At 55.5% G+C, this 18,527-nt stretch carries 13 protein-coding genes; 2 read left to right on the forward strand and 11 right to left on the reverse strand.

Annotated elements, in window-relative coordinates; genetic code table 11:
- Nucleotides 1–197 precede the first annotated feature (197 nt).
- From fbaA to tkt, 4 genes are all read right to left on the reverse strand, one after another.
- Complete coding sequence (gene fbaA / locus JO226_RS04135) at nucleotides 198–1,277, reverse strand: class II fructose-bisphosphate aldolase (protein WP_293493660.1); 1,080 nt, start codon at nucleotides 1,275–1,277, stop codon at nucleotides 198–200.
- 98 nt (nucleotides 1,278–1,375) lie between these two features.
- Nucleotides 1,376–2,539, reverse strand: coding sequence for a phosphoglycerate kinase (pgk, locus tag JO226_RS04140; RefSeq protein WP_293493663.1), 1,164 nt, complete (start codon nucleotides 2,537–2,539; stop codon nucleotides 1,376–1,378).
- Between the two features lie 51 nt (nucleotides 2,540–2,590).
- Nucleotides 2,591–3,610 carry an erythrose-4-phosphate dehydrogenase gene (gene epd, locus JO226_RS04145; protein WP_293493666.1) on the reverse strand — a complete coding sequence of 340 codons (1,020 nt, stop codon included), beginning with the start codon at nucleotides 3,608–3,610 and terminating at the stop codon, nucleotides 2,591–2,593.
- Nucleotides 3,611–3,965: 355 nt separating this feature from the next.
- Nucleotides 3,966–5,957 (reverse strand): transketolase, encoded by a 1,992-nt coding sequence (gene tkt / locus JO226_RS04150; RefSeq protein ID WP_293493669.1) that lies wholly within the window; start codon nucleotides 5,955–5,957, stop codon nucleotides 3,966–3,968.
- A gap of 282 nt (nucleotides 5,958–6,239) precedes the next feature.
- Here tkt and JO226_RS04155 point away from each other — a divergent pair, with 282 nt between their 5' ends.
- Nucleotides 6,240–6,998 (forward strand): M48 family metallopeptidase, encoded by a 759-nt coding sequence (locus JO226_RS04155; RefSeq protein WP_293493673.1) that lies wholly within the window; start codon nucleotides 6,240–6,242, stop codon nucleotides 6,996–6,998.
- 57 nt (nucleotides 6,999–7,055) lie between these two features.
- On the opposite strand, the gene speB is transcribed toward JO226_RS04155, so the two are convergent.
- The 3 genes from speB to yqgB all read right to left on the reverse strand — a co-directional run bounded on the left by speB (nucleotide 7,056) and on the right by yqgB (nucleotide 10,262).
- On the reverse strand, nucleotides 7,056–7,976 hold the full coding sequence (gene speB, locus JO226_RS04160; RefSeq protein WP_293493676.1) for an agmatinase: 921 nt from the start codon (nucleotides 7,974–7,976) through the stop codon (nucleotides 7,056–7,058).
- Nucleotides 7,977–8,146: 170 nt separating this feature from the next.
- Nucleotides 8,147–10,123, reverse strand: coding sequence for a biosynthetic arginine decarboxylase (speA, locus tag JO226_RS04165; RefSeq protein ID WP_293493679.1), 1,977 nt, complete (start codon nucleotides 10,121–10,123; stop codon nucleotides 8,147–8,149).
- A complete protein-coding gene (gene yqgB, locus JO226_RS04170; protein ID WP_293493682.1) occupies nucleotides 10,116–10,262 on the reverse strand; it encodes an acid stress response protein YqgB in 147 nt (48 codons plus the stop codon). Before yqgB ends, speA begins: the two co-directional genes overlap by 8 nt.
- A gap of 656 nt (nucleotides 10,263–10,918) precedes the next feature.
- On the opposite strand from yqgB, the gene metK reads away from it, so the two are divergent.
- Entirely contained in the window at nucleotides 10,919–12,073 is a 1,155-nt protein-coding gene (gene metK / locus JO226_RS04175; protein WP_293493685.1) for a methionine adenosyltransferase, read from the forward strand.
- A gap of 606 nt (nucleotides 12,074–12,679) precedes the next feature.
- Here metK and JO226_RS04180 read toward each other — a convergent pair.
- From JO226_RS04180 to pflB, 4 genes are all read right to left on the reverse strand, one after another.
- Nucleotides 12,680–13,990 (reverse strand): serine dehydratase subunit alpha family protein, encoded by a 1,311-nt coding sequence (locus tag JO226_RS04180; protein ID WP_293493688.1) that lies wholly within the window; start codon nucleotides 13,988–13,990, stop codon nucleotides 12,680–12,682.
- A gap of 43 nt (nucleotides 13,991–14,033) precedes the next feature.
- The gene (locus JO226_RS04185; RefSeq protein WP_293493691.1) at nucleotides 14,034–15,365 is read right to left on the reverse strand and encodes a hypothetical protein; all 1,332 of its coding nucleotides are present in this window, start codon (nucleotides 15,363–15,365) and stop codon (nucleotides 14,034–14,036) included.
- Nucleotides 15,366–15,655: 290 nt separating this feature from the next.
- Complete coding sequence (locus JO226_RS04190; protein WP_293493694.1) at nucleotides 15,656–16,060, reverse strand: Spy/CpxP family protein refolding chaperone; 405 nt, start codon at nucleotides 16,058–16,060, stop codon at nucleotides 15,656–15,658.
- Nucleotides 16,061–16,221: 161 nt separating this feature from the next.
- Nucleotides 16,222–18,516 carry a formate C-acetyltransferase gene (pflB, locus tag JO226_RS04195; protein ID WP_293493697.1) on the reverse strand — a complete coding sequence of 765 codons (2,295 nt, stop codon included), beginning with the start codon at nucleotides 18,514–18,516 and terminating at the stop codon, nucleotides 16,222–16,224.
- Between the last annotated feature and the right edge of the window lie 11 nt (nucleotides 18,517–18,527).

The raw sequence follows: 18,527 nt of genomic DNA on the forward strand, positions 1-18,527 counted from the left end.
TGACGCTGAATCCTTTCCAGAAAAGCGAAGTCAGGTTAGCATTCATGGTGACGGCAGTTTTGGACGTTTGGGGTGTTTTTTGGCGAAGACAAACCTAAACGTTCTTACTGCCGTTTTCTATTGGTTCACGCTAATCCGCGATGAACCATAAAAAAGCCCGCTTTACAGCGGGCTTAGGACTATTTTTCAGACAAAGATTAAAGCACGTCGACCGCGTTCAGTTCTTTGAATGCCTGCTCCAGGCGGGTGATCATTGTTGCCTGACCGGCACGCAGCCATACGCGCGGATCGTAGTATTTCTTGTTCGGCTGGTCTTCGCCTTTCGGGTTGCCCAACTGGCCCTGCAGGTAAGCTTCGTTGGTTTTGTAGTAGTTCAGGATACCTTCCCATGTTGCCCACTGGGTGTCGGTATCGATGTTCATTTTCACTACGCCGTAGCTTACGGAGTCTTTGATTTCTTTCGCAGTAGAACCGGAACCGCCGTGGAAGACGAAGTTCAGGCTGTTGTGCGGCAGGTTGTGTTTCTTAGAAACATAGTCCTGAGAATCGCGCAGGATAGTCGGAGTCAGTACCACGTTGCCCGGCTTGTAAACGCCGTGTACGTTACCGAAGGACGCCGCGATGGTGAAACGCGGGCTGATTTTGCTCAGCTCGGTGTACGCGTAGTCAACGTCTTCCGGCTGGGTGTACAGTGCGGAAGCGTCCATGTGGCTGTTGTCCACGCCGTCTTCTTCACCACCGGTGCAACCCAGTTCGATTTCCAGCGTCATGCCCATTTTGGACATGCGCGCCAGGTATTTGGAGCAGATTTCGATGTTCTCTTCCAGAGACTCTTCAGACAGGTCGATCATGTGAGAAGAGAACAGCGGCTTACCGGTTGCAGCGAAGTGTTTTTCGCCTGCGTCCAGCAGACCGTCGATCCACGGCAGCAGTTTCTTCGCGCAGTGGTCAGTGTGCAGGATAACCGGAACACCGTAGTGTTCAGCCATCTGGTGAACATGGTGCGCACCAGAGATAGCGCCAACGATAGCCGCGCCCTGAGGAACGTCAGTTTTTACGCCTTTGCCCGCGATGAAGGAAGCGCCGCCGTTGGAGAACTGAACGATAACCGGCGCTTTAACTTTTGCCGCAGTTTCCAGAACAGCGTTGATGGAGTCAGTGCCCACGCAGTTAACTGCCGGCAAAGCAAAGTTGTTTTCTTTTGCTACCTGGAACACCTTCTGAACGTCATCACCAGTGATCACGCCCGGTTTTACGAAATCAAAAATTTTAGACATGTTACGTAGTCCTGTATCTGTATCTTCGACCGTTGAAACGGGGTAAGCGAGCTTTTCAGCGCGCTGAAAAACAGGCGGGTTTCCCCGCCTGAACAAACTTACTTCTTAGCGCGCTCTTCGAGCATCGCCACAGCTGGCAGTACTTTGCCTTCCACGAATTCGAGGAATGCGCCGCCGCCAGTGGAGATGTAGGAGATCTTGTCTGCGATACCGAACAGGTCGATAGCCGCCAGAGTGTCGCCGCCGCCTGCGATGGAGAAGGCGTCGCTGTCTGCGATGGCGTTAGCCACGATTTCAGTCCCTTTGCGGAAGTTCGGGAATTCGAACACGCCCACCGGGCCGTTCCACAGGATGGTTTTCGCGTTTTTCAGGATTTCAGCCAGTTTCTGCGCAGAAACGTCGCCGAGATCCAAAATCTGCTCTTCATCTTTGATGTCGTTAACAGATTTCAGCGTCGCGGTTGCCGTTTCAGAGAACTCAGTCGCAACACGAACATCAGACGGAACCGGGATATCGCAAGTGGTCAGCAGACGCTTAGCTTCGTCAACCAGGTCAGCTTCGTACAGGGATTTACCGACGTTATGGCCCTGAGCGGCAACGAAGGTGTTGGCGATGCCGCCGCCGACGATCAGCTGATCGGCGATTTTAGACAGGGAGTCCAGAACGGTCAGCTTGGTGGATACTTTAGAACCGCCAACGATAGCGACCATCGGACGAGCCGGGTTGCCCAGCGCTTTGCCCAGCGCTTCCAGTTCAGCCGCCAGCAGCGGACCTGCACAGGCGACATCCGCAAATTTGCCGATACCGTGCGTAGATGCCTGCGCGCGGTGCGCAGTACCGAAAGCGTCCATGACGAACACGTCGCACAGCGCGGCGTATTTTTTGGACAGCGCTTCGTCGTCTTTCTTCTCGCCTTTGTTGAAGCGAACGTTTTCCAGAACCACCAACTCACCGGCAGCGACTTCAACGCCGTCCAGGTAATCTTTTACCAGGCGAACCGGGTTGGACAGTTTGTCTTTCAGGTAATTAACAACTGGCAGCAGAGAGAATTCTTCGTTGTACTCGCCTTCGGTCGGACGACCCAGGTGAGAAGTCACCATCACTTTAGCACCTTGCTTCAGGGCCAGTTCGATGGTCGGCAGGGAGGCACGGATACGCGCGTCGCTGGTAACTTTGCCATCTTTAACCGGTACGTTCAGATCGGCACGGATGAAAACGCGTTTACCAGCCAGATCCAGATCGGTCATCTTAATTACAGACATGGTGAATCCTCTCGTTGATTCTTGATAAAGTTTTGCAAGCGCCTGAGCGCTTTACCTGAAACCTTGTGCGGCCATCGCTAACGTGGTGTCGAGCATCCGGTTAGCGAAACCCCATTCGTTATCACACCAGACCAGCGTTTTGATCAGGTGCGAACCACTGACTCGCGTCTGCGTGCCATCGACAATGGCGCTGTGCGGGTCGTGGTTAAAATCTGTTGAGACCAACGGTAATTCCGTATAGTCAACTATACCATGAAATGTCCCCAGCGCTGCTTTTTGCAGCAACGCATTGACTTCACTGGCTTTTACAGGTTTTTTCACCGTCACGCTGAGATCGATTGCCGTCACATTAATGGTCGGCACGCGCACAGCGATGGCTTCAAAACGATCGTTAAACTGCGGAAAAATACGGGTGATGCCCGCCGCCAGTTTGGTGTCCACCGGAATAATAGACTGGCTGGCCGCGCGGGTGCGGCGTAAATCAGGGTGGTAGGCGTCGATCACCTGCTGGTCATGCATCGCAGAGTGGATGGTCGTCACCGTACCCGATTCAATGCCCCAGGCATCATCTAACAGTTTAATGACGGGAATAATGCAGTTGGTCGTGCAGGAGGCGTTTGAGACGATGCGATGTTCGGCGGCAAGCTGGTCATGGTTCACGCCATACACTACCGTCGCATCGAGATCGTTGCCGCCCGGGTGTGAAAACAGCACTTTTCTCGCACCGGCAGCCAGATGGGCTTCGCCATCAGCGCGGCTACCGTACACACCGGTACAATCCAGCACCACGTCAATGTCCAGTTCACGCCACGGCAGCGCGTCAATACTGCGCTCGTGCAGCAGGCGAATGGCATCATCGCCGACAAATAATTGCTCACGCTCCTGGCGAACATCCCAGGCAAAGCGCCCATGGCTGGTGTCATACTTCAACAAATGCGCGATGCCCGCAGCATCTGCCAGTTCATTGATTGCCACCACGGTGATTTCCGCACGGCGTCCGGATTCATACAGAGCACGAACCACGTTACGTCCAATGCGACCGAAGCCATTAATCGCTACGCGTACGGTCATAGGTCTCCTGCAAGGCTATCCCTGAGTTGAGGTGGCTGACAGAGTAATCCAGCAACGCTCCGAGGGGAATCCTCGCCAGCCACAAACTGCGACTGATTGATTATTTGTCGAACATTTAAACAACTGAAACGCTTCAGCTAGAATAAGCGAAACAAGGAATAAAGGGAATGACTGTCCAGTGGAATAAGCTGACTATATGACATACATCACATTTTATCTGGAATAATTCACAGCGACGTTACAAGAATCAGGAATAGCTGATACAAAAAAGCCGGGTAAGCGCTAGCGCTTACCCGGCCTGGTTTTCGTGCCATTTTAAACCCGGTAAGCGAAGCGCCGCCGGGCAAAACAGCAATTACAGCAGCGCTTTCGCTTTGGCGACCACGTTCTCTACGGTGAAGCCGAACTCCTCGAACAGCAGCTCTGCCGGCGCAGACTCACCAAAGGTGGTCATACCGACGATAGCGCCATTCAGGCCCACATATTTGAACCAGTAGTCAGCGATACCCGCTTCCACTGCCACGCGAGCGGAAACCGCTTTCGGCAGTACGGATTCACGGTAGGCGGCATCCTGCTTGTCAAACGCGTCGGTAGACGGCATGGAAACCACGCGCGCCTTCACGCCTTCGGCAGAGAGCTGATCCCACGCGGCCACCGCCAGCTCAACTTCAGAACCGGTAGCAATGAAGATAAGCTCCGGTTGACCGGCGCAATCTTTCAGCACATAGCCGCCGCGGGCGATGTCTTTCAGCTGCTGCTCGGTACGATCCTGCTGCGCCAGGTTCTGACGGGAGAGGATAAGCGCAGTCGGGCCGTCGTGACGCTCTACGCCGTATTTCCACGCGACCGCGGATTCAACCTGGTCGCACGGACGCCATGTGCTCATGTTCGGGGTCACTCGCAGAGAAGCGACCTGCTCAACCGGCTGGTGCGTCGGGCCATCTTCGCCCAGACCAATGGAGTCGTGGGTATAGACCATCACCTGACGCTGTTTCATCAGCGCCGCCATACGCACCGCGTTACGGGCATATTCCACGAACATCAGGAAGGTGGAGGTGTACGGCAGGAAACCGCCGTGCAGGGAAATACCGTTAGCGATCGCGGTCATACCGAATTCGCGCACGCCGTAGTGGATGTAGTTACCGGCGGTATCTTCGTTAATCGCTTTAGAACCAGACCACAGGGTCAGGTTAGACGGAGCCAGGTCAGCGGAGCCGCCCAAGAACTCAGGCAGCAGCGGGCCAAACGCTTCAATCGCATTCTGAGACGCTTTACGACTGGCGATTTTCGCCGGGTTAGCCTGCAGTTTCGCGATGAACGCGTTCGCTTTCGCGTCAAAGTCAGACGGCATCTCACCCTTCATACGACGGGTGAATTCTGCGGCTTCCTGCGGGAAGGCTTTCGCATAGGCAGCGAACTTCTCGTTCCAGGCGGACTCTTTCGCCTGACCGGCTTCTTTCGCATCCCACTGAGCGTAGATGTCAGACGGGATTTCGAATGCCGGGTGCTTCCAGCCAAGCGCTTCGCGGGTCAGCGCGATTTCAGCATCGCCCAGCGGCGCGCCGTGGGAATCATGGGTGCCCGCTTTGTTCGGAGAACCGAAGCCGATGATGGTTTTGCACATCAGCAGGGACGGTTTGTCGGTCACGGCGCGCGCTTCTTCTACTGCGCGTTTGATGGCGTCGGCATTGTGGCCGTCCACGCCGCGCACAACGTGCCAGCCGTAAGCTTCGAAACGTTTAGCGGTATCGTCAGTGAACCAGCCTTCAACATGGCCGTCGATGGAGATGCCGTTGTCATCATAGAATGCCACCAGCTTGCCCAGCTTCAGGGTACCCGCCAGGGAGCACACTTCGTGGGAGATACCTTCCATCATGCAGCCGTCGCCCATGAACGCATAAGTATAATGGTTCACGATATCGTGACCCGGACGGTTGAACTGCGCCGCCAGCGTCTTTTCCGCGATAGCCATACCTACTGCGTTGGCGATACCCTGACCCAGCGGGCCGGTGGTGGTTTCAACGCCCGCAGTGTAGCCCACTTCCGGGTGACCCGGGGTTTTGGAGTGCAGTTGACGAAAGTTTTTCAGCTCTTCAATCGGCAGATCGTAGCCAGTGAGGTGCAGCAGGCTATAGATCAGCATGGAGCCGTGGCCGTTGGACAGCACGAAGCGATCGCGGTCAGCCCAGGACGGGTTCTGCGGGTTGTGGTTCAGGAAATCACGCCACAGGACTTCGGCAATGTCAGCCATACCCATCGGGGCGCCCGGGTGACCGGATTTGGCTTTCTGTACTGCGTCCATGCTCAGCGCACGAATAGCATTAGCAAGCTCTTTACGTGAGGACATTTTGACTCCAGATCGGACTGTTGAAGGCAACACCAAAACGGCTTGACGATCGCGCGTTTTAGGCTACGCCAGAAAAAAGTGTGAACAATGTAACCCAAGCGACAAAGCATGTACATGGAGCATCCGGGTGCGGCTTCAGAAATCTCTGGATCGTGCGCGCATGTTGCGCAATCCCCTCGCCTGCTTCACGTTATTTTCTTTATACTTTGCCTGAAATCCCACCGCGTTACGCGTCCGGGACGTTTTCGGATTTTGATCACTCAAATCGTGCGGAAGATAAACATGAAACTTCGCTCTGCGTTGCTTGCCATTGGCGTGGCAGCCGCTCTGACCGGTTGTCAGAATATGGATTCAAACGCGCTGATGACCTCTGGCGCCGAAGCATTCCAGGCCTACTCGCTCAGCGACGCCCAGATAAAAGCGTTAAGCGATCAATCCTGTAAAGAGATGGACAGCAAAGCGACTATCGCCCCGGCGGACAGCGACTACAGCAAACGCCTGAACAAAATCGCCTCCGCGCTCGGCGATAACATCAACGGCCAGCCGGTGAACTACAAGGTTTATGTGACGAAAGACGTGAACGCTTTCGCGATGGCTAACGGCTGTATCCGCGTCTACAGCGGGCTGATGGATATAATGACCGACAACGAGGTGGAAGCGGTTATCGGCCATGAGATGGGTCACGTCGCCCTGGGCCACGTCAAGAAAGGGATGCAGGTCGCCCTCGGCACCAACGCCCTGCGCGCCATTGCCGCCTCTGCGGGCGGAATGATCGGCAGCCTGTCGCAGTCGCAGCTTGGCGATCTCGGCGAAAAACTGGTGAACGCGCAGTTCTCCCAGCGCCAGGAATCAGAAGCGGACGACTATTCGTACGATTTGTTGCGCAAACGCGGCATCAATCCGTCGGGGTTGGCCACCAGCTTCGAAAAACTGGCGAAACTGGAAGCAGGCCGCCAGAGCTCAATGCTTGACGATCACCCGGCTTCGGAAGAGCGTGCCCAGCACATCCGCGACCGTATGGCGGCGGACGGCATTAAATAATTCCCGGCCCGTCCCTCTCCTTTTGTACGGGAGAGGGACAAAGGCCAGCAGGCGCGATTATTCGCCTTTCTTCGCCGCCTGGAGGTAAAGCATTTCCAGCGCTAAGGTCGCGGCGGCAAGCGCGGTTATTTCAGACTGATCGTACGCCGGAGAGACTTCCACCACGTCCATCCCCACGATGTTCAGATCTTTCAGGCCACGCACCAGCTTAATGGCGCGATCGGTAGTCAGGCCGCCGATAACCGGCGTGCCGGTCCCTGGCGCGAAAGCCGGATCCAGCGCGTCGATATCAAAGGTCAGATAGACCGGCATATCGCCAACAATCGTTTTCACCTGCGCAATCACATCATCAACGCTGCGATCGTTGACCTGACCGGCATCGAGAACGGTGAAACCGTTGTCTTTGTCGAACTCAGTACGAATACCGATCTGCACGGAGTGGTTAGGATCGATCAGGCCTTCGTTCGGCGCGGTAAAGAACATGGTGCCGTGATCGAATTCGCAGCCGTTAGCATAGGTATCGGTGTGGGCGTCGAAATGCACCAGCGCCATTTTACCAAAGTGCTTCGCATGCGCGCGCAACAGCGGCAGGGTCACGAAGTGATCGCCGCCGAAGGAAAGCATACGCTTGCCGGCCGCCAGCAGTTTTTCCGCGTGCGCCTGCAGTTTCTCGCTCATTTCGCGGGCATCGCCAAAGGCATACACCAGATCGCCGCAGTCCACGACGTTCAGGCGCTCGCGCATATCGAAGTTCCACGGGAAACGGTTGTGTTCCCAGGCAAGGTTGGTCGATACCTGGCGAATCGCCGCCGGGCCGTGACGCCCGCCCGCACGGCCGGATGTCGCCATATCGAACGGCACGCCGGTGATGACCCAGTCAGCATTGCTGTCATACGGCTGGAAGTTCATCGGAAGACGTAAAAAACCAAAGGCGTTAGATACCAGGGAGTTATCGTACTGATGACCTAAGGTGCTCATGTGCTGACCTCTTTTAAAATCGTCGTGTTTAAAAGTCGATGAAAAAAAATCCCCTCCGCGTCGTTAGGCCCGACGAGGAAGGGATTGATTTGCGTACGGCTTGTTAAGGCGAATTATCGCCGTTATTTCATACAGGTTCAAGCCCGGACACTCGTCCCGGGCTTGACGTGTTACTCGTCTTCCAGATATGTATAGCCGTACAGACCCGCTTCAAACTCTTCGAGGAACTGCTGCTGAAGCGCCTCGTCCAGACCGGTGTTTTTCACCTGGTCGCGGAACTGCGTCAGCAACGTATTCGGGTCGAGCTGCACGTACTGCAGCATATCCGCCACCGTATCCCCTTCATCGGAGAGCTCAACCTCCACGCTGCCGTCAGGGAAGACAAACACGTCGACCGCTTCGGTATCGCCGAACAGGTTGTGCATGTTGCCGAGGATCTCCTGATAGGCGCCGACCATAAAGAAGCCCAGCATCGGCGGGTTCTCCGGGTCGTACTCCGGCATCGGCATGGTGGTGGCGATACCGTCGCCGTCGATGTAGTGATCGATAGCACCATCGGAGTCGCAGGTAATATCCAGCAACACAGCGCGACGCTCAGGTACCTGATCCAGCCCTTCCAACGGCAGCACCGGGAACAGCTGATCGATACCCCACGCATCCGGCATTGACTGGAACAGCGAGAAGTTGACGTACATTTTGTCCGCCATACGTTCCTGCAGCTCATCAATGATCGGACGATGCGCACGGTTCTGCGGATCCAGCTGTTTCTGGACTTCGTGGCACATGCTCAGGTAAAGCTGCTCGGCCCACGCGCGCTCCTGCAGGCTGAAAGTGCCGGAGGAGTAGCCAATGTGAATATCATGCAGGTCCATCTGGCTGTCGTGCAGCCATTCGCGCAGTGAGCGACGGGTGCCAGGCTCATGCATCTCCTGCCAGGTTTCCCACATGCTTTGCAGCGCGCGCGGCGCATCTTCGGCTGGCGCAGTCGGCTCGGTGTATTCGTTACGTTCAACGCCGATAATGTTAGAAACCAGCACGGTATGGTGCGCGGTCACCGCGCGGCCGGACTCCGTGATCACCGTCGGGTGCGGCAGGCCGTGCTCTTCGCAGGCGTCGCCGATCGCCCAGATAATGTTGTTCGCGTATTCGTTCAGGCCGTAGTTCACCGAGCAATCGGACTGCGAACGAGTGCCTTCGTAATCCACGCCCAGACCGCCGCCGACGTCGAAGCACTGGATGTTTACGCCAAGCTTATGCAGCTCAACGTAGAAACGGGCGGATTCACGCACGCCAGTGGCGATGTCGCGAATATTGGCCATCTGTGAACCGAGGTGGAAGTGCAGCAACTGAATGCTGTCCAGACGGCCATGCTCACGCAGGATTTCCACCAGTTGCAGAACCTGCGTCGCCGCCAGGCCGAACTTGGATTTTTCGCCGCCGGAAGACTGCCATTTGCCGGAGCCCTGAGAGGCCAGACGCGCACGCACGCCAAGGCGCGGCACCACGTTCAGGCGCTCGGCTTCTTCCAGCACGATAGCGACTTCGGACATCTTTTCGATAACCAGATAGACCTTATGGCCCATCTTCTCGCCGATCAGCGCCAGACGAATATATTCACGGTCTTTATAGCCGTTACACACGATCACCGAACGGGTCATGCCCGCGTGCGCCAGAACCGCCATCAGCTCCGCTTTGGAGCCTGCTTCCAGACCCAGCGGCTCGCCGGAGTGGATAAGCGATTCAATCACGCGGCGGTGCTGGTTCACCTTGATCGGGTAAACCAGGAAGTAGTCGCCATTGTAGCCGTAGGATTCGCGCGCGCGCTTAAACGCGGCGTTAATCGAACGCAGACGGTGTTGCAGGATCTGCGGGAAGCAAAACAGCGCCGGTAACCGCTGTCCCTGGGCTTCGCGGGCTTTCACAAGCTTAGCGAGATCGACGCGGGCCTCCGGAACGTCCGGGTCAGGGCAAACGCTGATATGGCCCAGTTCGTTCACGTCGTAGTAATTATTGCCCCACCAGGCAATGTTGTATGTGCGCAGCATCTTGCTGGCCTCCTGAGAGCTCATTGCCACCTCCTGCATAGAACGGAGTACACCTTGTTCGCCTGCTGACGAAGGCGAAAATACAGACATGTCGTCAGACATAGCGAACCTCAAATATTGTCGAAAGTGTAAGACAGTTGACTACTATCGCAATGTCACACTGCGATAACAACCCATAAACAGCCTGAATGTCCAGCACGGTATGCTGAAACACCGTCTGTGCGACCGGTTTCTTGTTCATATGATTGTAAAACACGTACCCGGGGTTTGTATGACTGCCCGGAGAAACCACGAGAAAACCCCTTTATAAAAAGGAGAGCCCTTGTCCAGTCCTCACAGCGCCGTACCGGCCCTGGAATCCTGAGTAGCGCCGAGATGGGTATAACTTCGGCAGATTTGAATAGCAGAAATGCAGGTAATGGGGGACAAATGCACGCCAGAACGGCGCGACAGATTCAGCGAAAAAAGACGGTTCATTATCTCGTATCACCTCCACGCCAGCCTCCTGAGACCAGCGACAAGCCAAAGCTAAAAGTCCACTGCTTAACCCGGCTGGAAGTGGCGTCACGATAACCTCTATCGTGCGCTTTTTTGATGAGCCGCGCGCGGCGTTTTATACCGATTCAGGCGCAAAAATGCAAAATAAAAATGTGTAAAAAATGTCTCTGTCAGGAAATATTTCCATTAGCCGCTAATCGCTCTGTGCGACCCGGATCAAAAAAAACTGGAAATCGGGTGAATATCTGCCCTAAAATAGCCGTCCAGATGTTAATCCATCTATACTGATTAACACTCAGACTTCTTGTGGCTTATACGATATGCCATCGAGGATTATCCCGTTAATGGCCTTACCACGCGATAGTTTGAGCTCCCCGTATTCATTCAGGTGAAATAAACATGGCAAAACACCTCTTTACGTCCGAGTCCGTATCTGAAGGGCATCCTGACAAAATTGCTGACCAAATCTCCGACGCCGTTCTGGATGCAATCCTGGAACAGGATCCGAAAGCGCGCGTCGCGTGTGAAACCTATGTCAAAACCGGCATGGTGCTGGTCGGCGGCGAAATCACGACCAGCGCGTGGGTCGATATCGAAGAGATCACCCGCAACACGGTTCGCGAAATTGGCTATGTGCATTCCGATATGGGCTTTGATGCCAACTCCTGCGCCGTACTGAGCGCGATTGGCAAGCAGTCTCCGGATATCAACCAGGGCGTCGACCGCGCTGACCCGCTGGAGCAGGGCGCAGGCGATCAGGGCCTGATGTTCGGCTACGCGACCAACGAAACCGACGTGCTGATGCCAGCACCGGTGACTTATGCGCACCGTCTGGTGCAGCGCCAGGCTGAAGTGCGTAAAAACGGCACCCTGCCGTGGCTGCGCCCGGATGCGAAAAGCCAGGTCACCTTCCAGTATGACGACGGCAAAATCGTCGGTATCGACGCGGTGGTACTGTCTACCCAGCACGCTGAAGATATCGACCAGAAATCCCTGCAAGAAGCGGTGATGGAAGAGATTATCAAGCCGGTTCTGCCGACCGAGTGGCTGAGCAGCGCCACCAAATTCTTCATCAACCCGACCGGACGTTTCGTCATCGGCGGCCCGATGGGCGACTGCGGTCTGACCGGTCGTAAAATTATCGTTGATACCTACGGCGGTATGGCACGTCACGGCGGCGGCGCGTTCTCAGGTAAAGATCCCTCCAAAGTTGACCGTTCTGCGGCGTACGCGGCACGTTATGTGGCGAAAAACATCGTTGCGGCGGGCCTGGCTGACCGTTGTGAGATTCAGGTTTCCTACGCTATCGGCGTTGCTGAACCGACCTCCATCATGGTGGAAACCTTTGGTACCGAGAAAGTGCCGGGCGAGCAGTTGATTGGGCTGGTCCGCGAGTTCTTCGACCTGCGTCCGTACGGTCTTATCCAGATGCTGGATCTGCTGCACCCGATCTACAAAGAAACCGCAGCATACGGTCACTTTGGTCGCGAACATTTCCCATGGGAAAAAACCGACAAAGCCGCCCTGCTGCGTGATGCGGCCGGTCTGAAATAAGCCCTCGCGTTACCTTCTGAAAGGCCAGCATTCGCTGTAATGCCACTCAGTTAAGCAAAATAATGAATTTTTATTCATTATTTTGCTTTAAAGACCACCCTTTGAAGAAAGAGTGGAACCGTTCCGTTCACTTTTCCTCCTCAGCTTCCTGTCAATTTCTCTGCGGTGAACGTGTCAAAGGCGCTCGCCGTGTATGAACCGGTCACATGGGTTACAGAGCTGACCGGTCACATAGGTGACACTTTTTGATTTAATCGGCCCGGATTATACGATGATTTCGTCTGTCGTACCGGGCACGGGTGTTGAGTCCCCGCTGAAATCGGCGAACCGGAGACCGGATGACAAGGGCTGGACGCCAGGGAAGGCGGCCAGAGGCGACATGAGACAGGACGTCGAATGGAGCCGACCGCAGGCAGAGGGTCGGGAGGTGAGCGTAGTGCGAAGCACCGATTTCGCTGCGGGGCCACGGGGATTGACAAGGGGCCGTGGTGGCCCCTTGTCCCGTTCACAGGATGTGAAGTGACAGAATCAACAGGTCATACAGTGAACGGAATGACCCGCAGTGCTTAACTGACAAATATTACGGCAACCCGGGGTTTATCACGTTTATGACGCCTTCTTCGCCATAATGTCGATGATCTGCCGGTCGGTCTGCTGCATGGCGTTGCAGGCCAGCGCGCAGAGGTTCGATACCGAGTCTTCAACATCGTGCGCCACGATGCCCTCATCTCCCGTTACCGCCGTGTTGTCCAGCGCCATCAGCACCGCTTTCCAGGCCGACGACGCGCTGGTGGAGACTTTCATCGCGCAGCTGTTGGAAGCCCCATCGCAGATAATCCCGCTGACATCGCCAATCATACTGCTGATGGCTTTCGCCAACGTATCGTAATGCCCGTCCACCAGCCAACTCATCCCTGCCGCAGCCCCCATTGACGCCGTGGTCGCCGCACAAAGTGCGGACAGCCGCGGCAGCTGGGCATGGATATAGATGGCGCTCAGGTGGGACAGCATCAGCGCTCTGGCAAGCCGCTCATCCCCGGCATGGAAATGCTCAGCCACCACGACCACTGGCATCGTGGCCGCAATCCCCTGATTCCCTGACCCTGAGTTGCTCATCGCCGGAAGCGAAGCGCCGCCCATACGCGCATCCGACGCAGCCGCAGTACGAATCACGATTTCCGAGGAGAGATCGTAGGTCATCAGCCCGCGTTCACACTGTTTTTCCAGCGTTGCGCCGATGTGTAGCCCCCACTTGCCCAGCAGGCCTTCGCGAGACAGCGCATCGTTCAGCTTTGCCGCATCGAGGATAAAACGGATCTCCTCGAACGGAACATGCTCAATAAAATTGAGAATGTCGGCAAGCGAAGTCTGCGCCATCACCGCCAGCGGATCGTTATCCTCCTGCGTATTTGCCGCGTCATCACGGGAGAACAGCGTCTCCCCCTGCTTTTCGATGGCGACAACACGGGTGTGACCGCCGGCAATGGTAGTACTCGCCCAGCGCTCGCCGCGCCAGACCTTCGCACGGGAATACAGAAGCTCGTCGCAGGGTTCCTGAACTCTGATGCATACCTTCCCTTCCGCCAGCATATGTTTCGCCTGCGCGATGGCCTCCGGCGATGCCTGCTTAAGCACCTCCAGCCCGGCCGCCGGGTCGCCGCCCAGCGCCCCCAGCGCGGCGGCGACAGGCAGCCCTACCATGCCGGTTCCCGGCACGGTGACCCCCATCCCATTTTTCATCAGATTAGGGGAAACCCAGGCTTCAATGCGTTCAACCTCGCCGTCCAGTTGAGCGGCCGCCACGGCGCTCGCCAGCGCCAGTGAAACAGGCTCCGTGCAACCCAGCGCAGGTTTCACTTCCTCCTGCACAGCGCGGATAAACTTTTTCCATAACGGAGAACATTCAGGGTTTAACATACAATCAACCTTCACTCTTACTCAGGGAACAGACTTTCCCGCATCAGGAAAATGCGAGAAACGGCGATACGCACAGCAGCAGACCGGTGATGATGATTACCATCAGCGAGACACCTTTGTACTTGTGCAGCGCAGGCACCTTGTAGACCAGCCAGGCCGGAATCAGGCAACCCACCATGCCAAAAATAGGACTGCAAATAGAGGTGAAGCTCAGCACCGGGGCGTTAAGCACGATGGCGCTCCAGGCGAGCAGGATGGCAAATACCATGATCCCGCGCTGAACGTGCTTTTCACTGATCCGGTCCGCCGGAAATTTACGGCGCAGCAGGTTCATCACAATGCCCTGGGTCGCTTCACGGAAACCGAGGTACACGCCGAAGAAGGCGGTCATCACGGCAAAAATATTTAAAATAACGCTGACGACTTTCACCCACCCGGCGCCGTCGCCGCTGATAAACTGCGCCGCGATAGCCAGCGCGGAGATATTCTGCTCGTAGGCTTTAACCGCCTCGTCGTGGCCCATCGCCAGGGTAAATGACACCGCGTAGAAAAAGACCGTCACGAACAGAATGGCAAAGGCAATATTCATCGCCCGCAGCGCCTTATAACGCGCCACTTCCGGTGATTTTTCACGGGAGCGGTAGGAAATCACCATCGGGCTTAGGGTCTGGATAAACAGAATCGACGTCAGGGTAAAGGGGAGCGTAATAATCGCGTTTTTGATAAGCAGCCCCATCGGCGGCAATGTACCTGCGTTGTACAGATGCCACAGACCAACCATCGACACGCCGAGCGCCGCCACGACCAACAGTTTGGTTAACACCATCCCGGTGGAGATTTTGAACAGCAGTTTCTCTCCACGCGACGAAATAGCGACCAGGATGCAGATCAGCACCAGGCCGTAGAACGGGCTGTCGGAAAGCAGGCCTTCGGTCACGCCAAAGGTGTGTAGATAGGAGGCGCTGTCGTTGGTGATCGCCGTGGAATAAACAAACATCCAGATAACCAGCATCACGAAATAGAGCGCGCCTAACAGTATCCCCCAGTTTTTACCCAGATAACCGCTAATCACGCTCGGGTAATCTTTGCATTCCGGGGATTCCGCAAGCGTATTAATAAATAAGCGCTGGAATAAATACATCGCCGGGTAGCCAATAATGGAAGAGAGTAAGAATACCCACAGTCCCATTAATCCAACCTGTACTGGTAAAAAAACAATGCCCGCGCCGATAGCCATCCCGATACTCATGATGACCCAACCGGTATCGGTACTATCGAATTTAATCGCTTCCTTCCATTCGCTCTCTGTCATATTTGCCCGACGTCCGGGCGCAATACCATCCACAACGACGCTAGTATTTGTAGCCGTTTCCATAAAGATCTCGCTTGTAGGTAGAGGTTTTATTATTTTTTCGAACCGCGTCAGGGCGATGCGCGGTGCGTAGTGCAGGCGAGTTATTGGAATGGAGAAATCATACTCGTGAGGACGGAGAAAAAAATCGCCATTATGATAAGAATTCACTTATATCAGGGAAAAATTTTCACAATCAGGATGAAATTTAGAAAAGTATTCTATCAATATCGTATGTGAGAGGTGGATCACATGGCAGAATTTCGGGCAAAAAAATACCCCGGCCGTGATGACCGGGGTATTCACCGTCATGCTTAGTTCGTGGCGGCCTGAATCAGATCGTCGCGAACCTGCTTACGCTGTTCCGGCGTCAACACCTGGTTGACGTCGAAGTAGTATTTCACACGGTAGTAACGAACCTGCTGATCCACTTTGCTAAACGCAGCCAGCTGATCTTTCACCGCTTTCTCGTTCCATTTACCCGACTGGATAACGTCAATCAGCGCGCCGTCTTTGACGTCTTTCATGGAAACCTGCTCAACGCTTTTCGCCATCTGATCGTGCAGGCTTTTGATTTTGGTTACCTGCTCGTTGCTCAGCTTCAGGTGCTGAACAATCGGATCCTGTGAAGGCGCTGGCGCCACATCAGCCGCCTGAGCAGCCATGGAGAAGCCAGCAACGGACAGCGCCAGCACAGCAACACGAGTCATTTTTTTCATCATTTCATCCTGTAGAGAGCTTGCCAAAAGACAGCGCATTATTTTTCACCCTGTCGTGAATGTATGTAATGAATTATTTATACATTTTTGTATTTAATGCCAGTTGCGACGAGAAAATAAATGTTCAGGCCGCCGGAACGGCGGCCTGGAAAGGGACGAAATTACAACGACTGGGTGAAGGTACGGGAAATAACGTCCTGCTGTTGCTCGCGCGTCAATGCATTGAAGCGCACCGCATAACCAGAAACGCGAATCGTCAGATTCGGATATTTCTCAGGATGCTCAATCGCATCCAGCAGCATATCGCGGTTCATCACGTTGACGTTGAGATGCTGACCGCCCTCGATGGCCTCCTCATGGTGGAAATAACCGTCAAGCAGCCCCACCAGATTGGTTTTCCGCGCGCCGTCCTCTTTGCCCAGCGCCGCCGGCACAATCGAGAAGGTGTAGGAAATCCCGTCTTTTGCGTAAGCAAACGGCAGTTTCGCCACCGAGGTCAGCGAAGCCACTGCCCCTTTGCGATCGCGTCCGTGCATCGGGTTAGCCCCCGGCGCAAACGGCATTCCCGCCCGGCGGCCATCCGGCGTGTTGCCGGTTTTCTGGCCGTACACCACGTTGGAGGTGATGGTCAGGATCGACTGCGTCGGTACCGCGTTGCGGTAGGTTGGCAGCGCGCTAATCTTACGCATAAAGCGTTCGACCAGATCGCAGGCGATGCTGTCCACGCGCTCATCGTTGTTGCCATACTGCGGGTAGTCGCCTTCGATGACGAAATCGACCGCCAGTCCGTCAGGGTCGCGCACCGGTTTCACTTTCGCGTACTTAATCGCCGAGAGCGAATCCACCGCGACCGACAGCCCGGCGATACCGCAGGCCATGGTGCGGTGAACGTCGCGGTCATGCAGCGCCATCAGCGAGGCTTCGTAGCTGTACTTATCGTGCATATAGTGGATAAGATTCAGCGCGCTGATGTACTGCACCGCCAGCCAGTCCATAAAGTGATCCAGGCTATCCATCACCGTGGCGTAGTCCAACACCTCATCCATGAGCGGCGCGGTTTTCGGCCCGACCTGAATTTTCAGCTTCTCATCCACCCCGCCGTTGATCGCGTACAGCAGCGTCTTCGCGAGGTTGGCGCGGGCGCCGAAGAACTGCATCTGCTTGCCGATGACCATCGGGCTGACGCAGCAGGCGATGGCGTAATCATCGCTGTTGAAATCCGCACGCATGAGATCGTCGTTTTCGTACTGCAACGAGGAGGTCTCAATCGACATCTGCGCGGCATACTTTTTAAAGGCGATCGGCAGCGCGTCCGACCAGAGAATCGTCAGGTTTGGCTCTGGCGCGGGTCCCATCGTATGCAGCGTATGCAGGTAGCGGAACGAACTCTTCGTCACCAGCGTGCGGCCATCCAGCCCCATCCCGCCAATAACCTCCGTTGCCCAGATAGGATCGCCGGAGAACAGGGAATCAAACTCCGGCGTACGCAGGAAGCGCACCATACGGATCTTCATGATGAAGTGGTCGATAAGCTCCTGGGCCTGGGTTTCGTTCAGGCGCCCGGCGCGTATATCGCGCTCAATATAGATATCGAGGAACGACGCCGTACGGCCAAGCGACATCGCGCCGCCGTTTTGCGATTTCACCGCCGCCAGATAGGCGAAGTACAGCCACTGGATAGCCTCCTGAGCGTTCTGCGCCGGACGGGAGATATCACAACCGTAGCTTGCCGCCATCTGCTGGATCTCCAGCAGCGCGCGGCGGTGTTCCGCCAGCTCTTCACGCAGACGAAGGGTCGCCTCCAGATCTTCACCGCGCTCCAGCCGGGATTGCAGGTCGGCAAACTGCAGCTCGCGCTCGCGTACCAGCCAGGTAATCCCGTACAGCGCCACACGACGATAATCGCCGATGATGCGCCCGCGCCCGTAGCCGTCCGGTAAACCGGTGAGCACCCCGGATTTACGGCAGCGCAGCATATCCGGCGAATAAACGTCGAAGACCCCCTGGTTATGGGTTTTGCGCAGATGGGTAAACAGGAATTCAAACTGCGGGTCCATCTCGCGGCCGTAGGCGTCGAACGAGCTTTTAATCATGTTGATGCCGCCAAACGGATGCAGCGCGCGCTTGAGCGGTTTATCCGTTTGCAGACCGACAATGGTTTCTAAGCGCTTATCAATATAGCCCGGCGCATGCGCGACGATACTGGTCGCGACGTTGGTGTCGAAATCCACTGGCGCGTGAGTGGCGTTTTCAATGCGGATCCCCTCCATGACGCTTTCCCACAGCGCGGTGGTCGCGGGCGTGGCGTCTGCCAGGAAGCTTTCATCGCCTTCGTACGGGGTGTAGTTATTCTGAATAAAATCCCGAACGTTAATTTCGCTTTTCCACGCCGAACCGTTAAATCCCTGCCAAGCGTCGGTATACAGCATATCGCTGGTATCGATATTTACCTTCATGAAAATAGTCT

Origin of the sequence: Pluralibacter sp. (assembly GCF_019237635.1) — a bacterium.
Lineage (GTDB): Bacteria > Pseudomonadota > Gammaproteobacteria > Enterobacterales > Enterobacteriaceae > Enterobacter_B.